Origin of the sequence: Agromyces cerinus subsp. cerinus (genome assembly GCF_900142065.1) — a bacterium.
In the GTDB taxonomy this organism is placed as follows: Bacteria; Actinomycetota; Actinomycetes; order Actinomycetales; family Microbacteriaceae; genus Agromyces; species Agromyces cerinus.
Map to the genome: position 1 here is coordinate 199064 of NZ_FSRJ01000003.1, position 23507 is coordinate 222570.

The 23507-nt window shown below is 71.3% G+C and carries 18 protein-coding genes; 9 read left to right on the forward strand and 9 right to left on the reverse strand.

The window, feature by feature from the left end:
* Positions 1-44 precede the first annotated feature (44 nt).
* Both BUR99_RS11420 and BUR99_RS11425 read right to left on the reverse strand, forming a co-directional pair.
* Complete coding sequence (locus tag BUR99_RS11420; protein ID WP_074260507.1) at positions 45-1205, reverse strand: mandelate racemase/muconate lactonizing enzyme family protein; 1161 nt, start codon at positions 1203-1205, stop codon at positions 45-47.
* A 98-nt stretch (positions 1206-1303) separates the two neighbouring features.
* Positions 1304-2107, reverse strand: a complete 804-nt coding sequence (locus BUR99_RS11425) for an IclR family transcriptional regulator (RefSeq protein ID WP_074260508.1) — start codon at positions 2105-2107, stop codon at positions 1304-1306.
* 238 nt (positions 2108-2345) lie between these two features.
* Here BUR99_RS11425 and BUR99_RS11430 point away from each other — a divergent pair, with 238 nt between their 5' ends.
* From BUR99_RS11430 to BUR99_RS11440, 3 genes are read left to right on the forward strand one after another with little or no spacing between them, the layout of a single operon-like run.
* Positions 2346-3290, forward strand: coding sequence for a carbohydrate ABC transporter permease (locus tag BUR99_RS11430; RefSeq protein ID WP_074260509.1), 945 nt, complete (start codon positions 2346-2348; stop codon positions 3288-3290).
* On the forward strand, positions 3287-4144 hold the full coding sequence (locus BUR99_RS11435; protein ID WP_056006939.1) for a carbohydrate ABC transporter permease: 858 nt from the start codon (positions 3287-3289) through the stop codon (positions 4142-4144). The genes BUR99_RS11430 and BUR99_RS11435 overlap by 4 nt, the downstream gene beginning before the upstream one ends.
* Positions 4145-4198: 54 nt before the next feature.
* Complete coding sequence (locus BUR99_RS11440; protein ID WP_074260510.1) at positions 4199-5506, forward strand: extracellular solute-binding protein; 1308 nt, start codon at positions 4199-4201, stop codon at positions 5504-5506.
* A 107-nt stretch (positions 5507-5613) separates the two neighbouring features.
* Here the strand turns inward: BUR99_RS11440 and BUR99_RS11445 are convergent, their stop codons facing one another.
* On the reverse strand, positions 5614-6579 hold the full coding sequence (locus tag BUR99_RS11445; protein ID WP_074260511.1) for an acetylxylan esterase: 966 nt from the start codon (positions 6577-6579) through the stop codon (positions 5614-5616).
* A 96-nt stretch (positions 6580-6675) separates the two neighbouring features.
* Between BUR99_RS11445 and BUR99_RS11450 the strand changes: the two genes are divergently transcribed.
* On the forward strand, positions 6676-10701 hold the full coding sequence (locus BUR99_RS11450; protein WP_074260512.1) for a golvesin C-terminal-like domain-containing protein: 4026 nt from the start codon (positions 6676-6678) through the stop codon (positions 10699-10701).
* 91 nt (positions 10702-10792) lie between these two features.
* Here BUR99_RS11450 and BUR99_RS11455 read toward each other — a convergent pair whose 3' ends face one another.
* A complete protein-coding gene (locus BUR99_RS11455) occupies positions 10793-11512 on the reverse strand; it encodes an SDR family NAD(P)-dependent oxidoreductase (protein ID WP_074260513.1) in 720 nt (239 codons plus the stop codon).
* On the reverse strand, positions 11509-12402 hold the full coding sequence (locus BUR99_RS11460) for a dihydrodipicolinate synthase family protein (RefSeq protein ID WP_234980830.1): 894 nt from the start codon (positions 12400-12402) through the stop codon (positions 11509-11511). Before BUR99_RS11460 ends, BUR99_RS11455 begins: the two co-directional genes overlap by 4 nt.
* A gap of 136 nt (positions 12403-12538) precedes the next feature.
* On the opposite strand from BUR99_RS11460, the gene BUR99_RS11465 reads away from it, so the two are divergent.
* From BUR99_RS11465 to BUR99_RS11485, 5 genes are all read left to right on the forward strand, one after another.
* Positions 12539-13438, forward strand: coding sequence for an SMP-30/gluconolactonase/LRE family protein (locus tag BUR99_RS11465; protein WP_074260515.1), 900 nt, complete (start codon positions 12539-12541; stop codon positions 13436-13438).
* A gap of 140 nt (positions 13439-13578) precedes the next feature.
* Positions 13579-14310, forward strand: coding sequence for an ATP-binding cassette domain-containing protein (locus BUR99_RS11470; protein ID WP_074260516.1), 732 nt, complete (start codon positions 13579-13581; stop codon positions 14308-14310).
* Complete coding sequence (locus BUR99_RS11475; RefSeq protein WP_074260517.1) at positions 14310-16394, forward strand: YhgE/Pip family protein; 2085 nt, start codon at positions 14310-14312, stop codon at positions 16392-16394. Before BUR99_RS11470 ends, BUR99_RS11475 begins: the two co-directional genes overlap by 1 nt.
* Positions 16395-16446: 52 nt before the next feature.
* The gene (locus BUR99_RS11480; protein ID WP_074260518.1) at positions 16447-17010 is read left to right on the forward strand and encodes a TetR/AcrR family transcriptional regulator; all 564 of its coding nucleotides are present in this window, start codon (positions 16447-16449) and stop codon (positions 17008-17010) included.
* 60 nt (positions 17011-17070) lie between these two features.
* Positions 17071-18012, forward strand: coding sequence for an NAD(P)/FAD-dependent oxidoreductase (locus BUR99_RS11485; RefSeq protein WP_074260519.1), 942 nt, complete (start codon positions 17071-17073; stop codon positions 18010-18012).
* Between the two features lie 15 nt (positions 18013-18027).
* Here BUR99_RS11485 and BUR99_RS11490 read toward each other — a convergent pair whose 3' ends face one another.
* The 4 genes from BUR99_RS11490 to BUR99_RS11505 all read right to left on the reverse strand — a co-directional run bounded on the left by BUR99_RS11490 (position 18028) and on the right by BUR99_RS11505 (position 23463).
* Complete coding sequence (locus tag BUR99_RS11490) at positions 18028-19905, reverse strand: cation:proton antiporter (RefSeq protein WP_074260520.1); 1878 nt, start codon at positions 19903-19905, stop codon at positions 18028-18030.
* A 78-nt stretch (positions 19906-19983) separates the two neighbouring features.
* Entirely contained in the window at positions 19984-20292 is a 309-nt protein-coding gene (locus BUR99_RS11495; protein WP_074260521.1) for a hypothetical protein, read from the reverse strand.
* Positions 20280-20810 carry a hypothetical protein gene (locus tag BUR99_RS11500; protein WP_074260522.1) on the reverse strand — a complete coding sequence of 177 codons (531 nt, stop codon included), beginning with the start codon at positions 20808-20810 and terminating at the stop codon, positions 20280-20282. Before BUR99_RS11500 ends, BUR99_RS11495 begins: the two co-directional genes overlap by 13 nt.
* Positions 20811-20919: 109 nt before the next feature.
* Entirely contained in the window at positions 20920-23463 is a 2544-nt protein-coding gene (locus tag BUR99_RS11505; protein WP_159440987.1) for an AAA family ATPase, read from the reverse strand.
* Positions 23464-23507 lie beyond the last annotated feature (44 nt).

Here is a 23507-nt window from a genome sequence, read left to right on the forward strand (position 1 = left end):
AGAGCGAGGCGACCGGAGCCGCCTCGCTCTCGGGAGGGAACGCGTCAGCGGCGCACGAACTCCCGCACGAAGTCCTCGTCGACGCTCACGCCGAGACCCGGGCCGGTCGGCACCGTGAAGTCGCCGTTGGGCGCGACCTCGAGTGGGGTCGTGAGGATCCGGTTCGCGACCGGCAGGGTGAGCGGCTGGTACTCGAACGCGAGCAGCGACGGCGAGCTCGCGGCGACGTGCAGGCCGGCGGCCATCGCGATGCCGAACGCGGCGGAGTGATGCGGTGCCACCTGCGCGTGGAAGGCGTCGGCGATGGCCGCGATCGCGATGCCCTCGGTGATGCCCGTGCGGCCGATGTCGGGCTGGGTCAGGCCGACCGCCCGACGGGTCAGCCAGTCGGTGAACTCGAATCGACTGCGCATCGCCTCGCCGACCGCGACGGGGGTCTCGATGGATGCCGCGAGGTCGCGGTGGCCCTCGACGTCTTCGGGGGCGAGCGGCGCCTCGAAGAACCAGGCGTGGCGTTCGTCGAGTTCGCGCCCGAGCGCTTTCGCCTCGCCGAGGCGGTAGCTCCAGTGCGCGTCGAGTGCGACCTGCAGGTCGGGGTGCGCGTCGCGCACGGCGTCGTAGGTCGCGAGGTCGGTGCGGAGGTCGGTGCCGAGGTGCATCTTGAACCGGCGCACGCCCGCTTCGACGAGCACGGCGGTCTTCTCGGCGATCTCGGCGTCGTCGGCGCCCCGCACCCCCGACACGTAGGTCGGCAGCACGTCGGCGAAGCGCCCGCCCGCGAGCTCGGACACCGAGAGGCCGGTGGCCTTGCCCCAGAGGTCCCACAGCGCGATGTCGACGGCGGCCATCGCATCGGCCTGATGTCCGGTGAGGTGTCCGCGCTCGCGCATCGACTCCGACATGCGGTGCCAGAGGGTGCGCACCGAACGCGGGTCCTCGCCGATGATGAGCGGCGTCAGCAGGTGGTCGACGATCGCGGCCGCGACCTCGGGGGCGACCGGGGCGAGCCCCTCGCCCCAGCCCACGAGTCCGTCGTCGGTCTCGATCTTCACGATGAGCGTCTCGTAGCCGGGGGAGTAGAGGCTCCGCCACGGCGGCCGGATCATGTAGCCGCGGTGCTCGACCGCCGCCTCGCCCGCGTAGGAGTCTTCGGCATCCTCCTTCGAGATGAAGAGGGGGAACGTTTGGACGCGCGCGATTCTCACAGGGTCTCCAGTGACGAGAGGGATCGAGAACGCCGCCGACGGATGCCGCGGCGTGGGGTTTCAGGTCGAGGTGCCGCGAACGCCGTCGCGGCGTGGGGTCAGAGTGCCGCGAACGCCGTCGCGGAGTGGGAGGCGCTGTAGCCGAGGGCGACGGAGATCTCGTCGGCCGCCTCGATCACCTGCAGCGCGATCTCCTGATGAGGGGCCTGCAGGTCGAGCACCGAGAGGGGGCCGCTCGCGGAGAGGCCCGCGACGATCTCGCCGGCGCGGTTGCGGATGGGTGCGGCGATGCACGCCCGCCCGAAGGCGAGCTCCTCGATCTCGGTCGCGTACCCGCGGCTGCGGGTCTCGTCGAGGGCGATCTCCATGGCGTCGCGGTCGACGATCGTGTGCGGCGTGTACCGCTGCGGCGTGTTCGCGAAGTACTCGTCGACGAGCGCCGAGGGCATGCCCGACAGCAGCGCCTTGCCGAGGCCCGTGGCGTGCAGCGGGGCGGTGCGGCCCGCCATCGCGAACGACTTCGGTGCGAGCGCGCCCTCGAAGTTGCAGAGGTAGGTGAAGGTGAAGCCGCTGAGTTCGGCGACGTTCACGCCGATGCCGAGCCGGTGCGCGAGGTTCTGGGCGATCTGGCGGGACGCGCGGAAGATCGGGGAGCCGTTGAGGGCGATCGTGCCGAGGGAGACGGCGGCCGGGCCGAGCCGGTACAGGCCGGTCCGGTCGTCCTGGACGACGAACCGCATGCGGTCGAGCGCCGACATCATGCGGGACACGGTGGACTGGCCGAGGCCGGTGAGCGCGCAGAGCTCCGACACGCGGAGCTCGCCGGACTCCTCGGTGAAACAGGCGAGCAGGGACATAGCCCGTTCGACGGTCTGTGTGCCGCCGACCGATTCCGATGCCATCGGGACTCCTTCTCAATGCAGTTGCCGAGCGTGGTTGCATACCCGCTCGGGCTGCGCCATTGCCGTCAGTGTAGTGAGCGGAATCGGTCGAGGCAATCCAAATATGGGTGAGTCATGCATTTAGTGGATTTAGCATCCGCATTGTGGTTTACTGGCCGCACGTCAGCGTTGACCACTTGTGACGACGACGCACAGGGGCCCCTGATGAGGGGTCGCCATCTCTCGGGAAGTGAACGCAATGCAGCAAGCCATCCTCGAACGACCCGCGACACGCGAGGCGACCGAGCCGACCGAGCCGCGATCCGGGCGCCGTTCGACGCTCGGCGCGAAGGATCGCACCTTCGGATTCATGATCGCACTCCCCGCGGTCCTGCTCTTCCTCGTGATCGCGATCTATCCGCTCGTCTCCAGCATCGGCACGAGCCTCTACGACCAGTCGCTGCTCACGCCCGATCGCACCTTCGTCGGCTTCGACAACTACGTCGCGATCTTCGGCGAGTTCATGGCGCGCCTCGGCACGACGCTCACCTTCGCGACGCTCGCGACGATCTTCCCCGTGCTGCTCGGTGTCGCGCTCGCCGTGCTGCTGAACGCGCGCCTCCGTGGTCGCAATATCCTGCGCGGCACGCTCATGCTGCCGTGGCTCCTGCCCGGCGTCGTCGTCTCGTTCCTCTGGGCGTGGATCTTCAACGACAGCTACGGCGTGCTGAACCACCTGCTCACCATGGTGGGCCTGCCCGAGGTGAGCATGCTCGGCAATCCCACCGGTGCGATGGCGGCCGTCGTGATCGCGAAGACGTGGCACTCGTTCCCCTGGATCATGGTCGTCGCACTCTCGGTGCTGCAGACCCTGCCGGCCGAGCAGCTCGAGGCCGCGACGATCGACGGCGCCACGCGTTCGCAGCGGTTCCGCTACATCTCGCTGCCGCACATCGTGGGGCCCGTCGCGCTCGTCGCGACCCTCGAGTTCATCTACAACTTCGGCAACTTCGACACCATCTTCGTGATGACGGGAGGCGGCCCCGGAGATTCGACGACGACGCTCGCCGTCAGCCTCTATCAACTCGCGTTCGGCAGCTACGAGCTCGGCAAGGCATCCGCCATGGGCGTGCTCTGGCTCATCCTGCTCGCGATCATCTCGAGCGCATACCTGCTGCTCAACCGACGTCTGGAGAAGCGATGAGTCACGGCCGCGACATCGGAGAGGCGATCATCCGCCCGAGACTGTCGATCCCCGGGCGCCTCGGGCTCATCCTGCTCGCCCTCTTCGGCCTCCTGCCGATCTACTGGCTGACCTCGACGGCGTTCATGAAGAAGGAGGCGGTGTTCGCGCTCGATCGGCCGCTCTTCCCGGTCGACCCGACGCTGGACAACTTCATCGGCTTCTTCCAGAACGATGCGCTGCTCCAGGCGCTCGCGAACAGCTTCATCGTCTCGACGGGCACGGCCGTGCTCTCCGTGCTCGTCGGCGGCATCATGGCCTACTCGCTCTCGAAGTTCCGCTACCGCGGGCGCAACGCGATCATGTTCATGTTCCTCATCGGGCAGCTGATCCCCGGCGCGCTGCTGCTGATCTCGCTGTACCTGATGCTGAGCTCGGCCGGCCTGCTCTACACCTACACGGCGCTCATCATCTCGTTCACGACGTTCACGCTGCCGCTCGTGGTGTTCCTCCTGAAGGGCATCATCGACGGGCTGCCCGACGACATCCTCGAGGCGGCGAAGGTCGACGGACTCTCGCGCATCGCGACGATGTTCCAGATCGTCTTCCCGCTCGTGGTGCCCGGCCTCATCACGGCGGCGATGTTCGCCTTCATGCGCGGCTGGAGCGACCTGCTGTTCGCGCTCACGCTCGCGGGCCCAGACAAACAGACCCTGCCGGCCGGCCTCACCCAGGCCTTCATCCGCGAGGGCACGGCCGACTGGCCGGCACTCATGGCGGCATCCCTCATCACCTCGTTGCCGCTCGCCATCATCTTCATCCTCCTCCAGCGCTACTTCGTCTCCGGCCTCGCGTCGGGGGCCGTCAAGGGGTAGCCCGTGATCCACAGCACCGCACCGAACACACATTCCGACGAAGGAGCAGTCCCCATGAACCTCTCGACCTCGCAGCTCAGCCGCCGCGCCTTCCTCGGCGGTGGCACTGCACTCGCCGCGTTCGGCGCGCTCGCGCTCGCCGGCTGCGCCACCCCGGCCGCGCCGGGCGCCAGTGCCGGCGCCAACGCCGCGACCAAGGCGAAGACGATCAACTTCTACGGCAACTCGCTCGGCGAGGAGGCGCTGAAGCCCGCATGGGAGGCGATCCTCAAGGACTTCTCCGCGGAGGAGGGCGTCACCGTCTCGCCCGTCATCTACCCCTACGACCAGGCGGCGACGCAGCTCGCACTCACCGGCCGCTCGGGCAAGCTCATGGGCGTCGGCCAGTCGGGCGGATGGCAGGTGCTGACGCCGATGGACGTGCTCGCCGATCTCACCGACCTCGCCAAGGGGCTCGGCATCCCGCAGGGCGTGCTCGACTCGTACACGATGGGTGGCAAGCTCCTCGTGCTGCCGCTCACGGCGTCGGGCATCGGCATCATCACGAACGGCGAGATCGCCAAGAGCGTCGGCATCAAGTCGGGCATGACGGTCGAGCAGTTCGCGACCGCGCTCGAGAAGATCAAGTCGCAGGACTCCTCGCTGATCCCCTACGCGGCGGTCACGAAGAACCCCGACCTGAAGGACGCCACGCACTGGATGTGGGGCTGGGGCAGCCCGGTCGTCACCGACGACTTCGAGTGCACGATCGGCGACAAGGAGAGCGTCGAGGCCATCACCTGGTACAAGTCGCTGCAGGACGAGGGCCTGACCCAGGCGAACGTGGCCCGCAGCGACGCGCGCATCCTGTTCGCGAGCGGGCGCGCGGCCCTCTACGACGACGCCCCGCTCGCTTCGACCTTCGTGAAGACGAACGGTGCCGCACAGAACATCATCGACAACATCAGCGCGATCGAACGGCCTACGGCCAACGGCAAGCCGTCGTACAACCGCGCCTGGGGCGGCGGCCTGTTCGCGAGTGCGGGCGAGGGCGAGCTCACGAGTCGCGACTTCATCACCTATGCCGCGACGAACCTCGATGCCGCGACCGCGCAGTACGAGCAGTCGGGCGTCGCGCCGGCCGCGAAGTCCGTCGCCGACCAGATCCCGGCGCTCGCCGCCGACGAGTACCAGACCACGTTCCGCACCGAGGTCTCCGAGCACGCTCGCGGCGCCGCGTGGGACCGCGTGCCCGTGACCGCGCAGATCGACGCGGCGATCGGCGCGGGCGTCGCGACCATCCTCGCGGGCCAGGTCGACGTGCAGACGGGCCTCAACTCCCTGAAGAAGGAAGTCCAGGACCTGCTCGACGCGAACTCGTAGCAGGTCGTCCGGCGCCGGCCGCCTGCGGAGGGACCCGCAGGCCGCCGGCGTTCGGCGTGCGCCGGGGCATCCGCTCGAAGCGGATGCCTCGACCCGACGGCCCTGCCTCAGGCCAGGCGGCCGTCGGGGAGCGCGAAGAAGTCGGCAGCGTGCTGGCGCGCCATCCGCTCGGAGACCTCGGCGACGGGCCCGTCGAGGTGGCCGTTCGCACGCACGCTCAGCCGCTTCGGGCCGGTGAGCGCGTGGTAGACGGCGAACTGCCCCCGCGGGTCGACGGCGGGATCGAGCACGGCCGCTGCCACATGCACCGGGATGCGGATGCGCTGCGCCGCCACTGCGGCGTCGAAGTAGCCGAGCACCGGGCGCACCTCGGGGTGCTCGACGAGGTGCCGACGCACGGCCTCGCCACTGCCGGTGCACTGCCGGGTGAGGCGGACCGCATGGTGTCCGAAGCTCGGCACGTCGAGCGAGGCGCGCCGGAAGCGGGCGTCCCAGGGGAGGGCCATCGCCCCGATGCCGCCGCCGAAGCTGCCGCCGCTGAAGTCGAGCGCCCCGGCGACGGCGGGGGCGGCGTCGAGCAGCACGGTCGCGGCGCGCCAGACGTCGGCGGCGGCGAATCGGTGCGAGTACGTGTCGCGGTGCGCGATGCCCGAGAGCACGTGCTCGTCGGGGAGCGCCGGGAAGCGACTCGAGGCGTTCGGCGCCGTGCCCGGCGCGGCGGGGAAGATCGCGGCCGTGTCCGTGGGCACCTGGTCGGGGTCGGGCGCGGTGCGACCGCCGTAGCCGTGTCCGATCACGAGGCCGCGGCGCACGGCGGTGGCGACGCGCGGCACCATCAGGAACGCCACGGTCGGCTCGCCGGCCGATGAGGCGAACCGGATCTCCGTCACGAGATGGGTCTCGGAGGCGTCGAGGTCGCGCACGCGTTCCCAGGCGACGGGTCCGGTGCCGAACTCCTCGAACGTCCCTCGCCAGAACTCGTCGAAGTCGGCGGGCTCCTCCGGACGCCCGGCCGGCGTGAGCAGCTCGGTCAGCGAGTACTCGGTCAGTTCCTCTGGTCGGTTCGGGGTCACCGCGTGTTCCTCTCAGGACGTGCATGGTCGACGCTACCGGCGCCGCTGGCCGCATGGCCATTGACACTGTCGCATATCGCATGCATCATGTGCATCATGGATTCAACGCAGAACCCGGAGATCAACGACGAATCAGAGGTCGGCCATCGCCCAGGGCTGTGGAGCCGGCGCTCGGCGCTCCAGCTGCTGCTGGCCGCGGGCGTGCTGCCGGCGGTCCTCGGCGCCGATGCCGAATCCGCCGCGGCGGATCCCGGTTTCAGCAGCGTGAGCGGCTCGTTCCCCGACGCACTTCGCCGGTTGGACAAGCCCGAGCTGTCGTTCACCCGCCTCGCCCAGCTCGTCGGGCGCAAGCATCGGATGACCTTCTTCCAGGCCCGTTGGGACGGCGGCGAGACGATCGTGCGAGATCTCGAGATCAAGCACGACGGCAAGTGGCTGTCGCTGACCGATCCCGAGCACCGCTTCGACGAGCAGTGGGTGGTGCTGGCGGGCACGCTGCCCTCCGGGAGCGCGCCCGAGCTGTACGGCCCGCTGCAGCCGGCCTGGCTGGGCTTCACCTCGTTCCGGCGCCTCGGCGCCCAGGCGATCGAACTGCGCACCAGCACCGACGACGTGGAGCTCATCGTCAACTGGCGGCTCGACGGCGATCACCCCGAGGCGCACTACGTGCTGCGGGCCAAGAAGGCCGGCGACTACCTCGTCGGCTACCAGAGTCAGGACGCGAAGGAGCTCGACGACCTCGATGAGGTGCTGTGCGGGTCGTACCAGCACGCGCTCTCCGTGGTCGACGGCTCGGCCCCCCTCGGCGCATGGGAGCTGTTCGCGCCGATGGCGCTGACCCAGTACTCCGTCGCCGACGTCGCCGTCACCTCTGGGGTCTACCTGCCCGCCGAGGTCGCCGAGTTCGTGCACGAACGCCAGCTGATGTCCGACCGGCAGCCGTACGGGATGAGCCTGCGCAACGACAGCCTCGACCTCGTGCCGAGCATCTACGCACCGCAGCCGGGGCTGCGAACCGCGATGGCGGCCGGTGATCGCCGCGGCTTCGCCTTCGGGCTCGCGGCTCGAGCGGGCACCCTCTACGACACGTACACCGAGCTGTGCCGGGGCGAATACGGGCTGAAGGCCTACCGGCACAACGTCTACGACCGCTCGCTGACCGATGCCGTCCACGCCATGACCGAGCTCATCGCCATCGAGCCCGACGGCGACGACTCGGTCGACTACATCCCCTCGTACTCCGGCTGGTGGAACCGCGGCAAGGGGTTCGTCGACGTGGAGAACGAGGATGCGGTGCGCACCGCGGCCAGCGGCGTGCTGCTCTCGGCGCACTACCTGACGGGCACCGCGGACAGCACCCTCTACGACCGTCGCGCCCGGCCGGCACTCGAGTACCAGCTGTCGCGCAAGGGGATCGGGCACTCGCCGGTCATCGGCGGCTCGGTCTACAACGACAAGACGCAGTACCGGATCGGCCGGATCCCCACCGACGCGGTGAACCTGACGGCGCTCTCCCAACTCACCCACGGCCGCAACGCGGGCATCCAGCGACTCGCGGTGCAGGCGACCAAGGCGGGTGTCGTCGGGCAGAGCCGCGCACCCTTCGCGACCGCACTGGCGACCTACCAGCTCACCGGGGATCCGGCGTACCTGGCCGAGGCGACGCTGATCGGCAAGCGCTACGTGCAGGAGGAGATCCTCACGCCGTATCGCGGCAACGGGCAGCCGCCGGGCGGGTTCGCCTACAGCTTCTCGAAGTACTGGATGGATCTGCTCGTGCTGTTCGAGCTGACCGGCGAGGCCGAGTTCCTCGACGGCGCCTACCGGGAGGCCCAGCGGTTCATCACCCAGACCGCGGTGCGGCCGGTGCCGGACACGACCGTCACGGTGCCCGAGGGCCATGTGGTGGTGCAGCAGTACGACTGGGAATCGCGGAGCTCCCTTCCGTCGTACCCGAACACCGAGGTCGCGCCCGAGACCGTGCCCGCCTGGTACGTCTCCGCGACCGGTCTCACCTTCGAGGCGCTGTCGTCGTTCAAGCTCGGGGTCAGCTCACTGACCGATCCGGGCGGCGGGTACGTCTTCAACCCGTGCTGGGCCGGCGCGCTGCTGCGCCTGGCGCACCACACCGGCGACCCGTTGCTGGCGGACGTCGCGCACAACATGGTGATCGGCCGGTTCACCACCTATCCCGGCTACTACAGCCGCCAGTTCCAGGTCGCCCAGATGAAGCCCGACTTCGCGACGAGCGGCCCGGTCGGGATCACCGGGTACTACTTCCACCACGCACCCGCCCAGCTCGGCCTCGCGATGGACTACCTGATCAACGAGAGCTTCTACCGCAGTGCCGGCAAGATCGACTTCCCGCACGTCTTCGAGGCCGACTTCGCCTACTTCAAGTACTTCGCCTACGGCCACGCGCCCGGCACCTTCTTCGGAGAGGACGGCGTGTGGCCGTACTTCCCGGCCGGCCTGATCGCCCTCGACAACCCGCTGGTCAACTGGATGGCGGGGGTCGGCAACGACTCCCTGTACGTCAGCCTCACCAATTCCGCCGCCGCCGCGCAGTTCGTGGTCGTCGACCTCACCGGTGAGCTGACCGGGCTGACGGGGAGCGATGCGCCTGCGGTCGAGGTGGTGGCCGCCGACGGCACCCGCTCGTCCCAGACCGCCGTCGGGGGCCGCATCAAGGTGCGCGTGCCCGGACACGGGCTGGTCGCGCTCGTCGTTCGCGACGTCACGGTGGATCGGCCGGCACTGCCGTTCGACGACATCGTCGATCACGGCCCCGACAGCTTCCACGAGGTCGACACGGTTCCGGGCACCGACTACGGCCTCGCCCGTGGCGTACTGCTGGTGCGCCCTGACCGGCCCGGCTACGACGCCTACGTGCAGATCGACACGGAGGAGCCGGCCGCCCTCAGCTACCGGATCGGCGACGGGCCGGCGCAGGAGGCGCCGCCGAAGGGCTACCCCTACGAGTGGACGATCCCCGTCGACTCCTCGGCCGACGCGTTCAGCTACGCGATCAGCGTCGGCTCGGCGACCACCGAGGAGGTCGCGCTGCGTCTGCCGGGCCGCATCAGCGGAGCCGACTCCGGCGTGGCCGGAGACGTGGTCGCCCAGGCCACGAGCACGGCCGGTGACCGGGTGCCGCTCGTCATCGAGGTGCGCAACCCGACCGACGAGCCGTTCGCAGGCGACGTGGCCCTGACCCTGCCCGACGGGTGGAAGCTCGACGGCGCTGCGCCGTCCGTCTCGGTCGATGCTCAGGGATCCGCCCGGGTGGAGTCGGCCGCGATCATCGCGTCGGGCTCCGCGCCGGGCGAGGTCCGGATCGAGGCATCCGTGTCGGCAGCCGACGGCGACCCGGTGGAGCTGCGGCCCGCGGCGATCGAGGTCATCGACCGCCGCCGCCTGGTGTCGCTCACCACCGACACCGCCATCATCAGCGGTCCCGGCGTGACGGTGCGGCTGACCGCCCTGGTCATCAACACCGGCGTCACCCCGCTGCGCGCCACACTCGCCCTGTTCGGCGCCACCGGGTGGAGCGTCGGTCAGAAGGAGGTGGCGATCGAGGTGCCCCCGCGCTCCGACCTGACGCACACCTGGACGGTCACGGCCGGATCGGCCGTGGCGCCGGGGTCGACGAACCGGTTCGAGGCGCGACTCGACGGAACCCTCCGCCGCGCCGTGCTCGTGCGGGTCGCCGACGAGGGCGTGATCGCCCACACCCAGTCGCCGTGGCCCGGCTACCTGGAGACCGGCCTGTGGTATCCGAGCGGCCTGGCCGGGTGGAACGGCACCCGCACGCGGTACAGCGACGTCGATTCGATCGGCAGCACCGTGACCTGGCAGGTGGACCTTCCGGAGGCCGGCGAGTACCGGGTCTCGGTCTGGTACCCGACGAACCCGACGACCACCACCTCGGCGGCCTACATCGTCGAGCATCAGGCGGGCAGCACCGAGGTGATCGTGAACCAGACCGAGGGGGCCGCCGCCTGGCGCCCGCTCGGCACGTTCCGCTACGCCGCCGGCGCGGTCGGCGTGGTGCGCCTGGAGGTGCGCAACGCCGCCTTCCACCGCGTCAGCGCCGCGCAGTTCGTCCGCATCGGGAACTGACGACGAAACCCCGCCGGCCGAGTGCGTACGCACTGGCCGGCGGGGTCATTCCTCAGGCTCGCGGGATCGGCTCAGAGCGGCCCGCTGCAGCTCAGAGCCAGCGGTCGCGCAGCGCCGGCTTCAGCCAGGCGGCGGGGGAGGAGATCGACAGGCCGCCGTCGACGGGGATCGTCGTGCCGGTGACGAACGAGGCGGCATCCGATGCCAGGAAGGCCACGACGGAGGCGACCTCCTCGGGCCGGCCGATGCGGCCGAGCGGGTAGCCCTCGCTCTCGCCCGTCTCGGTCGCCGAGATGCTCCCGGGTGCCACGGCGTTGACGCGGATGCCGCGCGGTCCGTAGTCGAGCGCCAGCTGCCGCACGAGGCCCTCGACGCCCGCCTTCGCCGCGGCGTAGGCCGGCAGGCCCGGTGCCGCGAGCGAGGCGTTCACCGAGGTGATCGCGATGATCGAGGCGCCGGGCGCGAGCCTCGGCAGCGCGGCGCGGGACACGAGGAACGCCGAGTCGAGCGTCGCCCCGAGTGCGCCGCGCCAGTCGGCGTCGCTCGTGGCATCGGCCCGGCCGATCGGCATGCGCGCAGCAGCGAGCACCACGACGTCGAGCCGGCCGAGCGCCTGCTCGGCGTCGGCGACGGCCTGCGCCGCGGCATCCGCTCGGCTGCAGTCGGCGACGAGGTACCGTTCGAAGACGGGGTCGGCGGATGCCTCGAGCCCCACTCCGACGACGTCGTCGCCCTGCTCGGCGAAGGCCCCGGCGATCGCGAGTCCGATGTCGGAGCCGCCGCCGATGAGCAGCACGCCGCGACGGGTCACACGCGCACCGCGGTCGGCAGGGGCGGGAGGTCGAGCTCTTCGATCACGAGGTCGACGGCGGCTCGGCTGCCGGCGTCGAGGCGAGCGGCCGGGTAGCGCACGGTGGCGTGGTCGATGATGCCGCGCGCCACGAGCACCTCCTTGTGCACCGCCCACGCGATGCCGCCCTGCAGACCCACCAGCACGAGGGGGAGCATACGGCGGAACCCGGCTCGCGCCTCCTCGACGCGCCCCGTGACGAACAGGTCGAGCACCGGGGCGAGCAGGTCGGCGAACTCGCAGGCCGGCATCGTGCCGACCGCGCCGCGCGCGTACTCCTCGAGGCAGAACTGCGCGTTCTGGCCGCCGAGCACCGCGAAGTCGGCGTCGCCGATGGCCTCGACGACCGCGCCGACCTTCGGAGCGGTCGGGGGCGCCTCGATCTTCACCGAGTCGACGCCGTCGAGGCGGGCGAGCTCGGCGATGAGCGACGGCGGCATGGCGACGCCGGTCACGCCGGGGGCGTCCTGCACCATGACCGAGAGGGAGGTGGCCGCGGCGACCTCGCCGTAGAAGTCGATGAGGCTCGCCGCCGGCGGCTTCACCATGAACGGCGGCAGCACCATGAGCGCGTCGGCGCCGCCCTCCTGGGCGATGAGCGACTGCTCGATCGAGGTCGCCGTCGAGGTGCCGTTGACGCCGGCGATGACGGGGATGCGGCCGTCGACGATCTCGACGACGTCGGAGAGGATGGTGCGTCGTTCGACTGCGGTGAGCGCGAACCCCTCGCTCGCCATGCCGAAGACGGCCACGCCGTCGACGCCGGAGGCGAGCTGGAACTCGACCAGTCGTCGCAGACTTGGGCGGTCGAGTGCGCCCGATTCATCGAACGGGGTGGCAAGAATCGGCATCAAGCCATGGAGCTTCGGGGCCATTGGCCAGTTCCTCACTTCAGCGTCGTTGCTTCTGTCAGTCTCGCAACTGACATTCATATTGTGAGATAGCCTGCCACATATCGGGTAACACCACCACCGGAGGAAGACACGGATGTCACGCTCAACGCCCTCGCGAACCGTCGAGATCATCTCCGCCGAGCGATACGTCCAGGCCGAGTCACCGCGCTGGGACGGCCGGGACGGCGGTCTCGGGTGGATCGACATGGCGACCGGGTCGTTCCACCGCGGTCGGTTCGAGGATGGCATGGTGGTGCCCGGGCCCGCCGTGCGCGTCGGCGCCCGGATCGGCGCGCCCGTGCCGCTCGCCGAGCCCGGCGCAGGGTGGGCGGTGGCCGTCGACCGGGGCGTCGTGCACGTGGGGGACGACGGGCTCGTCTCGCCGATCGCCGTCGACATCGCTTCGGGCGACGACTACATGAACGACGGCGGCGCCGACCCGTTCGGCCGCTTCTGGGTCGGCAGCCAGTCGATGCCCCGGCAGCCTCACTGCGCGCTCTGGAGCATCGACGCCGACGGCGTGGCGACCGAGCGGCTCGATGGCGTGACGGTCTCCAACGGGCTCGCGTTCGATCGCACCGGCGAAACGCTGTACTACATCGACACGCTGCCGCATCGCAGCATCGAGGCCTTCGACGTCGCGGCCGACGGCACACTCGACAATCGACGCACGGTGTGCCGGGTGGAGGGCGGCAACCCCGACGGCATGGCCATCGACCTCGAGGGCATGCTCTGGGTGGCCGTCTGGGATGCCGCAGAGGTGCGCCGCTACTCGCCGCACGGCGTGCTCCTCGAGACGATCGAACTGCCGTCGAAGCGGCCCACGGCCGTCGCGCTCGTCGGTCGACTGCTCGTGATCACGACGGCGAGCATCGGGCTGCCGGATCCGACGGACGCCGACGGCGCGCTCCTCGGCGTCGAGGTCGAGGTCGGCGGAGCCCCGGCGTTCCCGTGGCGTGGGGCGCCGCCGCGGGTGCTTCCCGCCGCCCGCTAGGTCTCGCTCGGGAACGCTCCCTCGGCGGGCCCCGGTCTCGGCGACCCCTCGGCGGCGTCGCGCTCGTGCCGACGCCGGAGTTGCCAAACTCCCGTCTCGGATCTAAACTGACTAGTCAGTACAAATCCGAAGGATGCATCGTGTCGATCATCGTGCGGGCGCACGAACTCGCCCTCCACTCCAAGCGCGGCCCCGTCTACGGCCCCGTGAACCTCGTCGCCGACCGCGCGCTCACCGTGCTCCACGGCCCCGCCGGCAGCGGCCGCACCTGCCTGCTGCTCACGCTCGCCGGGCGCATGAAGCCCTCGAGCGGCGCCGCCGAGGTGCTCGGCTACGAGCTGCCGCGCCGGGCGCGACCCGTGCAGCGAGCCACCGCGATCGCGGGGTTCCAGGGCATCGACACCCTCGAGGAGTCGGTCACCGTCGGTGCCGCGATCCGCGAGCGCGCCGCCTGGATCGCGCCCTGGTGGGCCATCGTGCGCCGCACCGACGACGCCGAGCTCCGCCGCGTGCTCGCCCCGGTGTTCGGCGAGGTGCCGCTGCCGTCGACCGACACCATGATCTGGGACCTCGACGAGGTGCAGACCGTGCTGCTGCGCATCGCGCTCGCGATGATGAGCGAGCCCGAGGTGCTCTTCTTCGACCAGATCGAGCAGCTGCAGTCGCCTGCGGCCCGGCGCGTGCTCTGGCAGCGCCTCGACGCGATCACCCGAGCGGGCACCGCCGTCGTGGCATCCGCCGCCGCGCCCGACACCGACATCTGGAACGACCTCGGCATCGCCCCGCTCGCCTTCGACCTCACCCCTCTCGCGCCCGAGGCCCCGGCAGCAGCCGACCCCGACGCCTTCGACCTCATCCTGGAGCACGCCTGATGTTCGCCTTCCTCTCCTCCGGCACGGAGCTGCGCCGCTTCGGCAAGGGCACGCTGCCCAAGATCGCGCTCGTCGTGCTCCTCTTCATCCCGCTCATCTACGGCGCGCTCTACCTCTGGGCGTTCTGGGCCCCGACCGACGAGATGAAGAACCTCCCCGTCGCCATCGTGAACGAGGACACGGGCGCGAGCAGCGGCGGCGAGGCGATCACCGCGGGTGACGACCTCGTCGACGAGCTCACGAGCCGGGCCGACCTCGACTGGCAGGTCACCGATGCCGCGGACGCCAAGACCGGCGTGACCGACGGCGACTACTACTTCGCCGTCACGATCCCGGCCGACTTCTCGGCCAGCGCCGTCTCGGTCGGCACCGACGACCCGAGGGCCGCGACCGTCGAGGTCGAGTACAACGACTCCAACAGCTTCCTCGCCTCGACCCTCGGCCAGCAGGCGATGGTCCAGCTGCGCGACACCGTGGCCGAGCAGGTCGGACAGCAGACCGCGGACGCGATGCTCATCGGCCTGAACGATGCCGGCGACGGCATCCGGTCGGCCGCCGACGGCGCGAGCACCCTCGCCGACGGCATCGCGACCGCGAACGACGGCGCAGGCCGCCTCGTCGTCGGCCTCGGCGATCTCGCGACCGGCGCCGGCGCGATCGACGCCGGCGCGGTGCAGCTCGCCGACGGCACCGGCACCCTCGCCGACGGCCTCGAGCAGCTCGCCTCCGGCGCGGGCACCCTCTCCGATGGAGCCACCCGCGTGTCGGATGGCGCGGCCGAGCTCTCGGGCAAGGTGGGCGACGCCGCAGACGGCGCCGCCGTGCTCGCCGAGAAGGCGCACGGCCTCGCCGACGGTGCCGCCGGCATCGCGACGAAGACCGGCGAGCTCACGCAGGGCACCGCGATGCTCTCGGCGAAGATCGCGAGCCTCGAGGCCGATCTCGCGGGGGACCAGGCGGACACGGTCGACGTGGCCGCCCGACTCGCCGAGATCCAGGCGATCGCCGCAGGGGTCGACGGCGCCGCGCAGGCCGCCCTGCCGGCCGTGCAGGGATACGCGGGCCTCAGCAGCCAGTACGCCGGCGCCGTCGACCAGCTCTCCTCCGGGCTCACGGCCGGCGCGCCGAAGGCCGCCGAGCTCGCGGCCGGCGCCGCACAGGTGAGCGACGGGGCGTCGACGCTCTCGGCCAAGTCGGGCGAAGCGGCATCCGGTGCCCAGACCATCGCGAGCGGCGCCGCCGCGCTGAGCTCGGGCACCGATGACCTCGTGAGCGGCACCGGGCAGCTCGCGGACGGCGGCACGGCGCTCGCCTCGGGCGCGACGAAGCTCTCGGACGGCAGCCGAACCCTCGCCGACGCACTCGGCGAGGGCGCTGAAGCCGCGCCGCAGATGAGCACCGCCGACATCGAGGAGAAGGCGGCCGTCTCGGCCGCGCCGGTGCAGCTCGATCAGAGCTGGCAGAACGAGTCGAAGAGCTTCGGCGAGGGCTTCGCGCCGTTCTTCATCGCGCTCGCGACCTTCGTCGGCGGACTCATCACGTGGCTCATCCTGCGTGCGCTGCCGACGCGGGCGCTCGCAGCCTCGGCGAGCGGACTGCGCGCCGTGATGACCGGATTCCTGCCGGCGATGGCGATCGGCCTCGGCCAGGTCGTGATCATGGTGCTCGTGCTGGTCTACGGCATCGGCCTCGAGCCCGCGTACTGGCTCGGCACCTCGGCGTTCATCTACCTCGTGACCCTCGCCTTCCTCGCCCTGCAGCAGATGTTCATCATCGTGCTCGGCACCGCGGCGGGCCGGGTGGTGAGCCTCGTGCTGCTCATGCTGCAGCTCAGCTCCTCGGGCGGCACCTACCCCGTCGAGACGACGCCCGAGTTCTTCCAATGGCTGCACCCGTTCATGCCCGCCTCCTACGTGGTGAGCGGCCTGCGCGAGCTCATCACCGGCGGCGTGGACTCTAGACTGTGGCTTTCGGTGCTCGTGATGGCCGGCATCCTCGTGGGCTCGCTCGCGATCAGCGCCTGGAGCGCGGGCAGGCAGCGCATGTGGAGCGTCAGCCGGCTGCACCCCGAGCTGGCGATCTAGCCGGCCGGCCCGGACTTCCGCCCCCGGCTCGAGCGAACGACGAGGAGACACCATGGCACGCGCGAACACCACGAAGCGCGCGATCCTCGACGCCGCGCTCGAGCTGGCGGCCACGAAGGGCATCACCGGAACGACGATGGACGAGGTCGCCGAGCTCGCCGGCGTCGCCAAGGGCAGCCTGTACTACAACTTCAGCTCGAAGGACCAGCTGTTCGAGGCCATGCTGCAGGAGGGGGTCGGCGCGCTCGCCGACTCCCTCCGCACGGCCAAGGGCGAGCTGCGCGGCTGGCCGGCGATCGAGGCGCTCGTGCGTCAGCTGCTCGACCGGATCGTCGCGAACGCCCCGCTCGCCAAGCTCATGGCGTCCGAGATCTTCCGCACCGACCGGGCCTGGCAGCAGACGCTGTTCGCGCTGCGCCACGAGGCGCTCGCGGTGTTCGAGGAAGCGATCGACGAGACGGATGTCCCGGCGGGCCGTGCAGGCATCATGGCGTCGAGCGTCTTCGGGGCGGTGCTCCTGGCCGGGCTCGAATGGCTCGTGTTCGAGCCTGAACGCAGCCGCGACGAGGTCGCCGCCGCGATCCTCGCGACGCTCCGCGTGCGCCCCACGGGCTGAGGAGACGCCGTACGAGCGGGACGGAGGCGTCCGCCTGCCGGTGAGCGTAAGGTACGCAGAGTGGCAGCCGATCTGTTCGACGTCGCGGTGGTGGGCGGTGGCCCGGCCGGGCTCAGCGCGGCGCTCTCACTCGCCCGGGCCCGCCGCCGCGTGATCGTGTTCGACGCCGGCGATCCGCGGAACGGTGTCGCCGAGCACATGCACGGGGTGCTCGGCCACGACGGCGTGCCGCCGACCAGCCTGCTCGAACGAGGTCGACGCGAGGTCGAGCAGTACGGAGGACTCGTCGTCGATGGGCGCATCGAGCGCGCCCGCGTCGGCCCGAGCGGCGTCGAAGTCGATGGTCCGTCGGGCGTCGTGCGAGCTCGGCGGCTGATCGTGGCGACCGGCCTCCGCGACGGCCTCCCCGCGATCACCGGCCTGCAGGAGCACTGGGGACGCGGCGTCGTCGTGTGCCCCTACTGCGACGGGTGGGAGCGTCGCAACCACACGATCGGCGTCATCGCCGCGGGACCCCAGGGGATCGACCAGGCGCACCAGCTGCGCCAATGGTCGGACGAGATCGTCTACTTCCCGAACGACGTCGGAGAGCCCGGAGCAGATGCCGTGCGAACACTGGAGGCGCGCGGCATCCGGATCGAGCGCGGTCGGGTTCGGGCGATCCGATCGAGCGAGGGGCGGGTGGAGGCCGTCGAGCTGGACGACCGGTCGGTGGCGGTCGAGACGATCTTCACCGCGACGACGCTGCACCCGCGAGACCGGCTGCTGCGAGACCTGGGCGCGCGAACCCGCGACGACGCAGACGGCTCCTGGGTGGTGGTCGATCCCGACGGCCGCACCAGTGTCGAGCACGTCTGGGCCGTGGGGAACGTGGTCGATCGGCGCTCGAACGTCTCCGTGTCGCTCGGTGCCGGGTCGCTGATCGCGGGAGCCGTCAATGCCGATCTCACCGCTGACGACATCGCCGGCTCGCTGCGCCGGGACACCGCCGGCGAACGCTGAGCCGGAGCGCGGGCGTCAGCCGCTCTCCGTGCCCTTCAGCTCGACGCTGATCTGCTCGGCGTCGAGGTCTTCGAGCGCGGCGCTGAGCGCCGCGGCGCTGAACGTGCCGTCGTCGCGCGCGTCGAGCAGGGCGGTGCGCTCGGCCTCGATCATGCGGAGGCGCAGCAGGCGCACCTGCTCGGGGTCGATCCGGCGGTCGGATGCCGCGGGCGGCATCGTGGCGGCGGCGGTCGCGGTCGCGCCGCCCGATTCATCCGCGGCGTTCGAGTCATCCGTGTCGGGCGCGGCATCCGCCTCGCCGTCGCTCGCGCCCTCGGCGTTCGAGACCTGCCAGGCCGCTCGCATGCGCTCGGCGACCTCGCGCACCGCGGGGTCGTCGTCCCTCGCCATCTCGGTCATCGCGGCACTGCGCAGCACGCCCTCGAGTTCGCGCCGCTCGGCGAGGCTCTCGCCGGGGTCGCGGGCCGGCAGGAGCCGGTGCACGAGCCACGGCAGGGTGCCGCCCTGCACGAGCAGGGAGCCGACCGCGACGACGAACGCGATCAGGACGAGCAACGAACGACTGGGGGTCTCCGACGGCAGGGTCTGCGCGGCGGCGAGCGTCACGACGCCGCGCATTCCCGCCCACACCACGATCGTGCCCTCGCGCCAGCCGAGCGGCTGAGCGAGCAGGTAGTCGATGTCGGCGACCCGCCGCCGCCACATCGTGCGGAACCGTTCGGTCCTCGCCGCAGAGGGCTGGGGAGCACGCCGGTCGGCCCCGAGCGAGGCCCGATGCTCGAGGTGCTTCGTCTCGATGGCGGCGCGCCCGCGCTCTCGGCCGGGACCCGCCCCGCGCTCGAGGCTCGCCGCGCCTGCGGCCGCCCGGTCGGCGATGACGCCCTTGATGGTGGCGGCGCGGCTCGCCCGGCGAGAGAGTGCGGCGAGCAGCGGGGCGACGAAGGCGGCGCGGATCAGCACCGTCACCGTCAACGCGATCGCCGCGAGCCCGACGGCGAACCAGGCGCCTTCGTGGGCCGCCTCCACATCGGCGACGATCGCGGTGAGCTCGAGCCCCATCACGAGGAACACCGCGCCCTCGAGCACGAGCTCGACCGTCCGCCAGTTCTGGGCGTCCGACAGCCGATGCTGCGGGCTGAGGAAGCGCGCCGCCCCGCGTCCGGTGACGAGCCCCGCGACGACGGCGGCGACGAGGCCCGAGGCGCCGAGGTGCTCGGCCGGGATCGCGGCGAGGAACGGCATCGTGAACGAGATCACCGTGTTGACCGTCGGGTTGGCGATGCGTGCGCGCACCCGCAGGTTGACCCAGCCCACGACGACGCCGATGACGGCGGCGATCACGATCGAGTACACGAACGACGCGGCGACGCCCCAGATCGAGACGGATGCCGCGGCGCCCGCGATCGCCGCCCGCAACAGCACGAGGGCGCTGGCGTCGTTGAGCAGGCTCTCGCCCTCGAGCATCGCCACCACTCGTGGCGAGACCCCGAGGCGCTTCACGATCGAGGTCGCGACCGCGTCGGTCGGGCTGACGATCGCGCCGAGGGCGATGCCCCACGCGATGCCGAGGCCGGGGATCAGCCACGCGAACAGCAGCCCGAGCAGCACCGCGGTGATGACCACGAGCACGATCGAGAGCCCGCTGATCGCGCCGAAGTCTCGGCGGAACTCCATCGCCGGCATCGAGACCGCGGCCGAGTAGAGGAGCGGCGGCAGCACTCCCGCGAGGATCCACTCGGGGTCGATCTCGAACGACGGCACCGCCGGCAGGAGCCCGACGCCGAGGCCGACGAGCACCAGCAGCAGTGGCGCGGCGACACCGAGCTTCGGCGCCACCGCCGTCGCGGCGGCGATGGCGAGCAGTGCGAGCACGCCCGCGAGGAGCAGATCCATGTGAGCATTCTGCCGTCATCGCCGGTCGTCACCGCACGCAGCAGGCGGAGCGGCGCGACCCGGAGGCCCGGTGGCGGCCTAGTGCTGCCTGCGCATCTCGCGTACCCCGAGGACCACGAAGACGACGGCGACCACGAGGGCGATACCGGCGACGCCGAACGGCCCGATCGATCCGAGCATGGCCGAGAAGCCGGCGCGGCGGCCCGAAGATCCGTCGGCGACCTCATCCCAGAGCGGGGTGAAGCACGCCACGGCGATCGCGAGGGCGATCGCGCCGCCGCCGAACCATCCCCACGGCGTCTCGCGCTCCTCGTCGGGCGCGGCCGATGAGTCGGACTCGGGTGCTGCGGGCGGCGCCTGCGGCTCGTTCGGGGTCACGGACGCCACAGCGCACCGCCTTCGTCGAGGTTCGAGGAACCGACGTACACCCCGGTGACGCCGTTGGTGCCGTCGGAGGAGAGCGGGAAGCATCCGGAGACCGTCTCGCCGGCCGCGAGCGCCTCGGCGATCTCGGTCGGGCTGCCGCCACTCGGGCCGTTGCACTCCTCCATGCCGGTGAACGTCGTGTCGAGGTAGTCGCCGTTCGCGAGTTCGGAGTAGATGCCCGAGAACAGGATGTTGAGAGTCGCAGGGTCGTCGACCGCATCGCCCGTGTAGCGGAAGTCGATGTCGGCGAACCAGATCTCGTCGCCGCCGGCGTACGCCTCGGAGATCTCCGCGGGCGCAGCTTCGAGCGAAGTCACCGAGACCTCGACCGGCAGCTTCGCCTCGCCGGCGGTGAGGTCGAAGCTCGCGGACTCGCCGATCTGCTTCGTCTCGGGTCCGGAGCTCGAGCATCCGCTGAGCATCATCGTCACCGCAGCACCGGCTGCCGCGAATGCCATCAGGGTCGGCTTGGTCGCCATTCGTGTCTCTCCTCTGCACACAGCCGCGAACGCGGCGGACCCATCCTGTGGTCCGCGGAGGGTGCATCGGGAGTTTCCCGAACGAGCCCGAACGAGCGGCGCGATCCGCTCAGCCGACCAGCGCGACGCGTTCGCGGAGTTGCGGGGTGCGCACGTGGCCGATCGATTCGAGGAGATCGAGCGCGCGTCGGGCCGCGACCCCGGCGGCAGCACGGTCGCCGGCCGACTCCAGCACCGCCGAGTGCACTGCGAGCGACCTCGCCAGTTCCAGTGGATCGCCGATGGTTTCGGCGACCGACTGCGCTGCGGTCGCCCGCCTTCCCGCGAGGCCGAACTCGCCGGTGGCGACGGCGATCTCCGCGAGCGTGTTCAGCGCGTCGGCCTCGACGAGCGGCCAACCGACCTCCCGCGCCTCGCGGAGCGCTCGCGCGCCGGCCGCCGAGGCGTCGTCGAAGCGCCCGCGCGCGAGCTGCACGTGGGCGTCGAGCACGTCGAGCTCGGGCTCGACCTCGATGCCCTCCGAGCCGTCGAGCATCGCGCGGCACTGGGCGATCGTCGCCGCGGCTTCGTCGATGTCGCCGGCCGCGACCAGGATGCCGGTGCGCACGACCCGGAGGTACGACGCGGAGAAGCCCGTGGTGCCGTGCCGGATGAGTCCGTCGATGTCGGCGAGGGCCTCAGCGGTGAGTCCGATCGCCCCCCGGAACATCGCCCGATTCGAGCGGATGATCGCGAGGTTGACCTCGTCGCCGGCCGACTCGCTGATCTGCCGAGCACGCTCGTACCCGGATGCGGCCTCGGTCGACCTGCCGCGCAACCGCGAGAGATCGGCGAGGTTGCCGATCGCCCGCCCCTCGGTGATGCCGTTGCCCGCCGCCGAGGCTCGTTCGCCCGCTGTGCGGTACGCCTCCTCGGCGAGGTCGTAGCGGCCGAGCATGCGATGCACGTTGCCGATGATGTTCCAGCGACGCCCGGGCATCGCCTCGGTGCCGATGCGTTCGGCCCGGTGCAGGGCCGCGAGGGCTGCGTCGACGTCGCCGAGGCGCTCGGATGCCCGGGCGAGCAACTCGGCGATGTCGCCGCGCTCATCGGGTTCGGCCGAGGCATCCGCTCGCACCAGCAGGTCGTGCGCCTCGGCCCAGTAGCCGGCGTCGCCGAGCTGTTCGGCGAAGCGCTGCGCGAGGCGGACGAGCTCGGAGCGGAGGCCGAGCTCGTCGGCGAGCAGCGCCGCGGCATGGAGTTGACCCACCCCGACCCGGTCGAGCTGCGAGCGTTCGGCGACGACCCCCACGAAGGTCCGGCCGAACTCGCGGCGAACCGAGAGCGGATCGGTGTCGAGTGCGAGGCGGCGGGCGAAGGCTCGCACGGTGTCGTGCATGCTGATCAGCCCCGATTCGGACTCCACGAGGTGCAGCGAGGTGAGGCGGGCGATGCCCGCGCCGGGCGCGAGGTGCCCGATGATGTCGCGGTGGATCGGTGCCGAGAGCAGCCCGAGCGAACGGAACAGCGCCATCGCGTCGTCGTCGAGGGTGGCCACCGTCGACCGGAGGAACGGGCGCACTCGCTCGTCGGCATCGCCGCTCTCGAACCGTTCGGCCACGTCGTCGAGGCTCCACCGCGGATTGTCGCGCACGAAGCGGGCGATGACGGAGAGGTCGAGTCGGATCCCTCCCGAGGCTCGCGCCAGGCGAGCGATCGCGTCGTGACCTCCGGAGGTGATGCGATCGCCGAGTTCCCGCTCGAGCGAGGCGATCGCCTGCTCGCTCGTGAGCGGCTCGATGACCAGGCGCCGTACCCGAGGCGACGCCGAGCGGTCTGCGGACCCCGCGCGCCCGCGTTCGATCTCGGCCTCGAGGTCTTCGAGCATCGCGCGCGACGTGACAAGGATCTGCGCGCCCGGAATCCCGATCAGGAGCGGCGCCACGGCTGCCGCCGCTGCCGCGTCCTCGAGGAGCAGCAGCGTGGGGCGGCGGGCGCACGCCTCGGCGATGCGGCGTCGGAGGATGGCGGCGCCGGCCCGGTGCTCGGTACGGGCGCCGAGCGCGCGGGCGATGCCGCGGAGCGCCTCTTCGGCCGCCACCGGTGGCTGCACGCTGTCGTAGCCGCGGAGCTCGACCCTCAGGGCGAGGTCGACCCGGCCCGCGGCGCGCTCGCCCTCGGCCAACCGCCGGGCGAGCATGCTCTTGCCCACGCCCGGCAGGCCGGTGATGACGAGCACGGTGCCGGGAGCGACGGCGGGGGCCGACGGAGGAGCGTCCGACGACACCGGAGGCGCTGCACGGCCGGCGCCCAGCTCGGTCACGACGACGTGATCGCCGAGGGTGGCACCGGCCAAGCGGAGCGCGAGCCGCCGCCAGGCCTCGGCCGTGCCGGCGGGCACCCCGAGCGCGAGCACGATGTCGCCGACGAGATCGGCGTCGATCCGTCTCCGATCGGGGCGGAAGCAGTCGTAGACGGTCACCCGGCCGGGCGCGGCGCCCGACCCTCGCTGCTCGCGCAGCACAGCGACCCGCCGGGTGAGCTCCGCGAAGCTCGGCGCCCCCTGATCGAGCCGGAGCTGCGTGAGCGCGCGCGAGAACGCCGCGAATCCATCGATCCCGCGCGAGGGCATGAACGCGGCGGATGGCGCGGGGCTTCGCGACGGTCCGTTCACAGCCGTTCCTCTGCATCTCGGGAGATCCGGGCGCATCGCGAGGT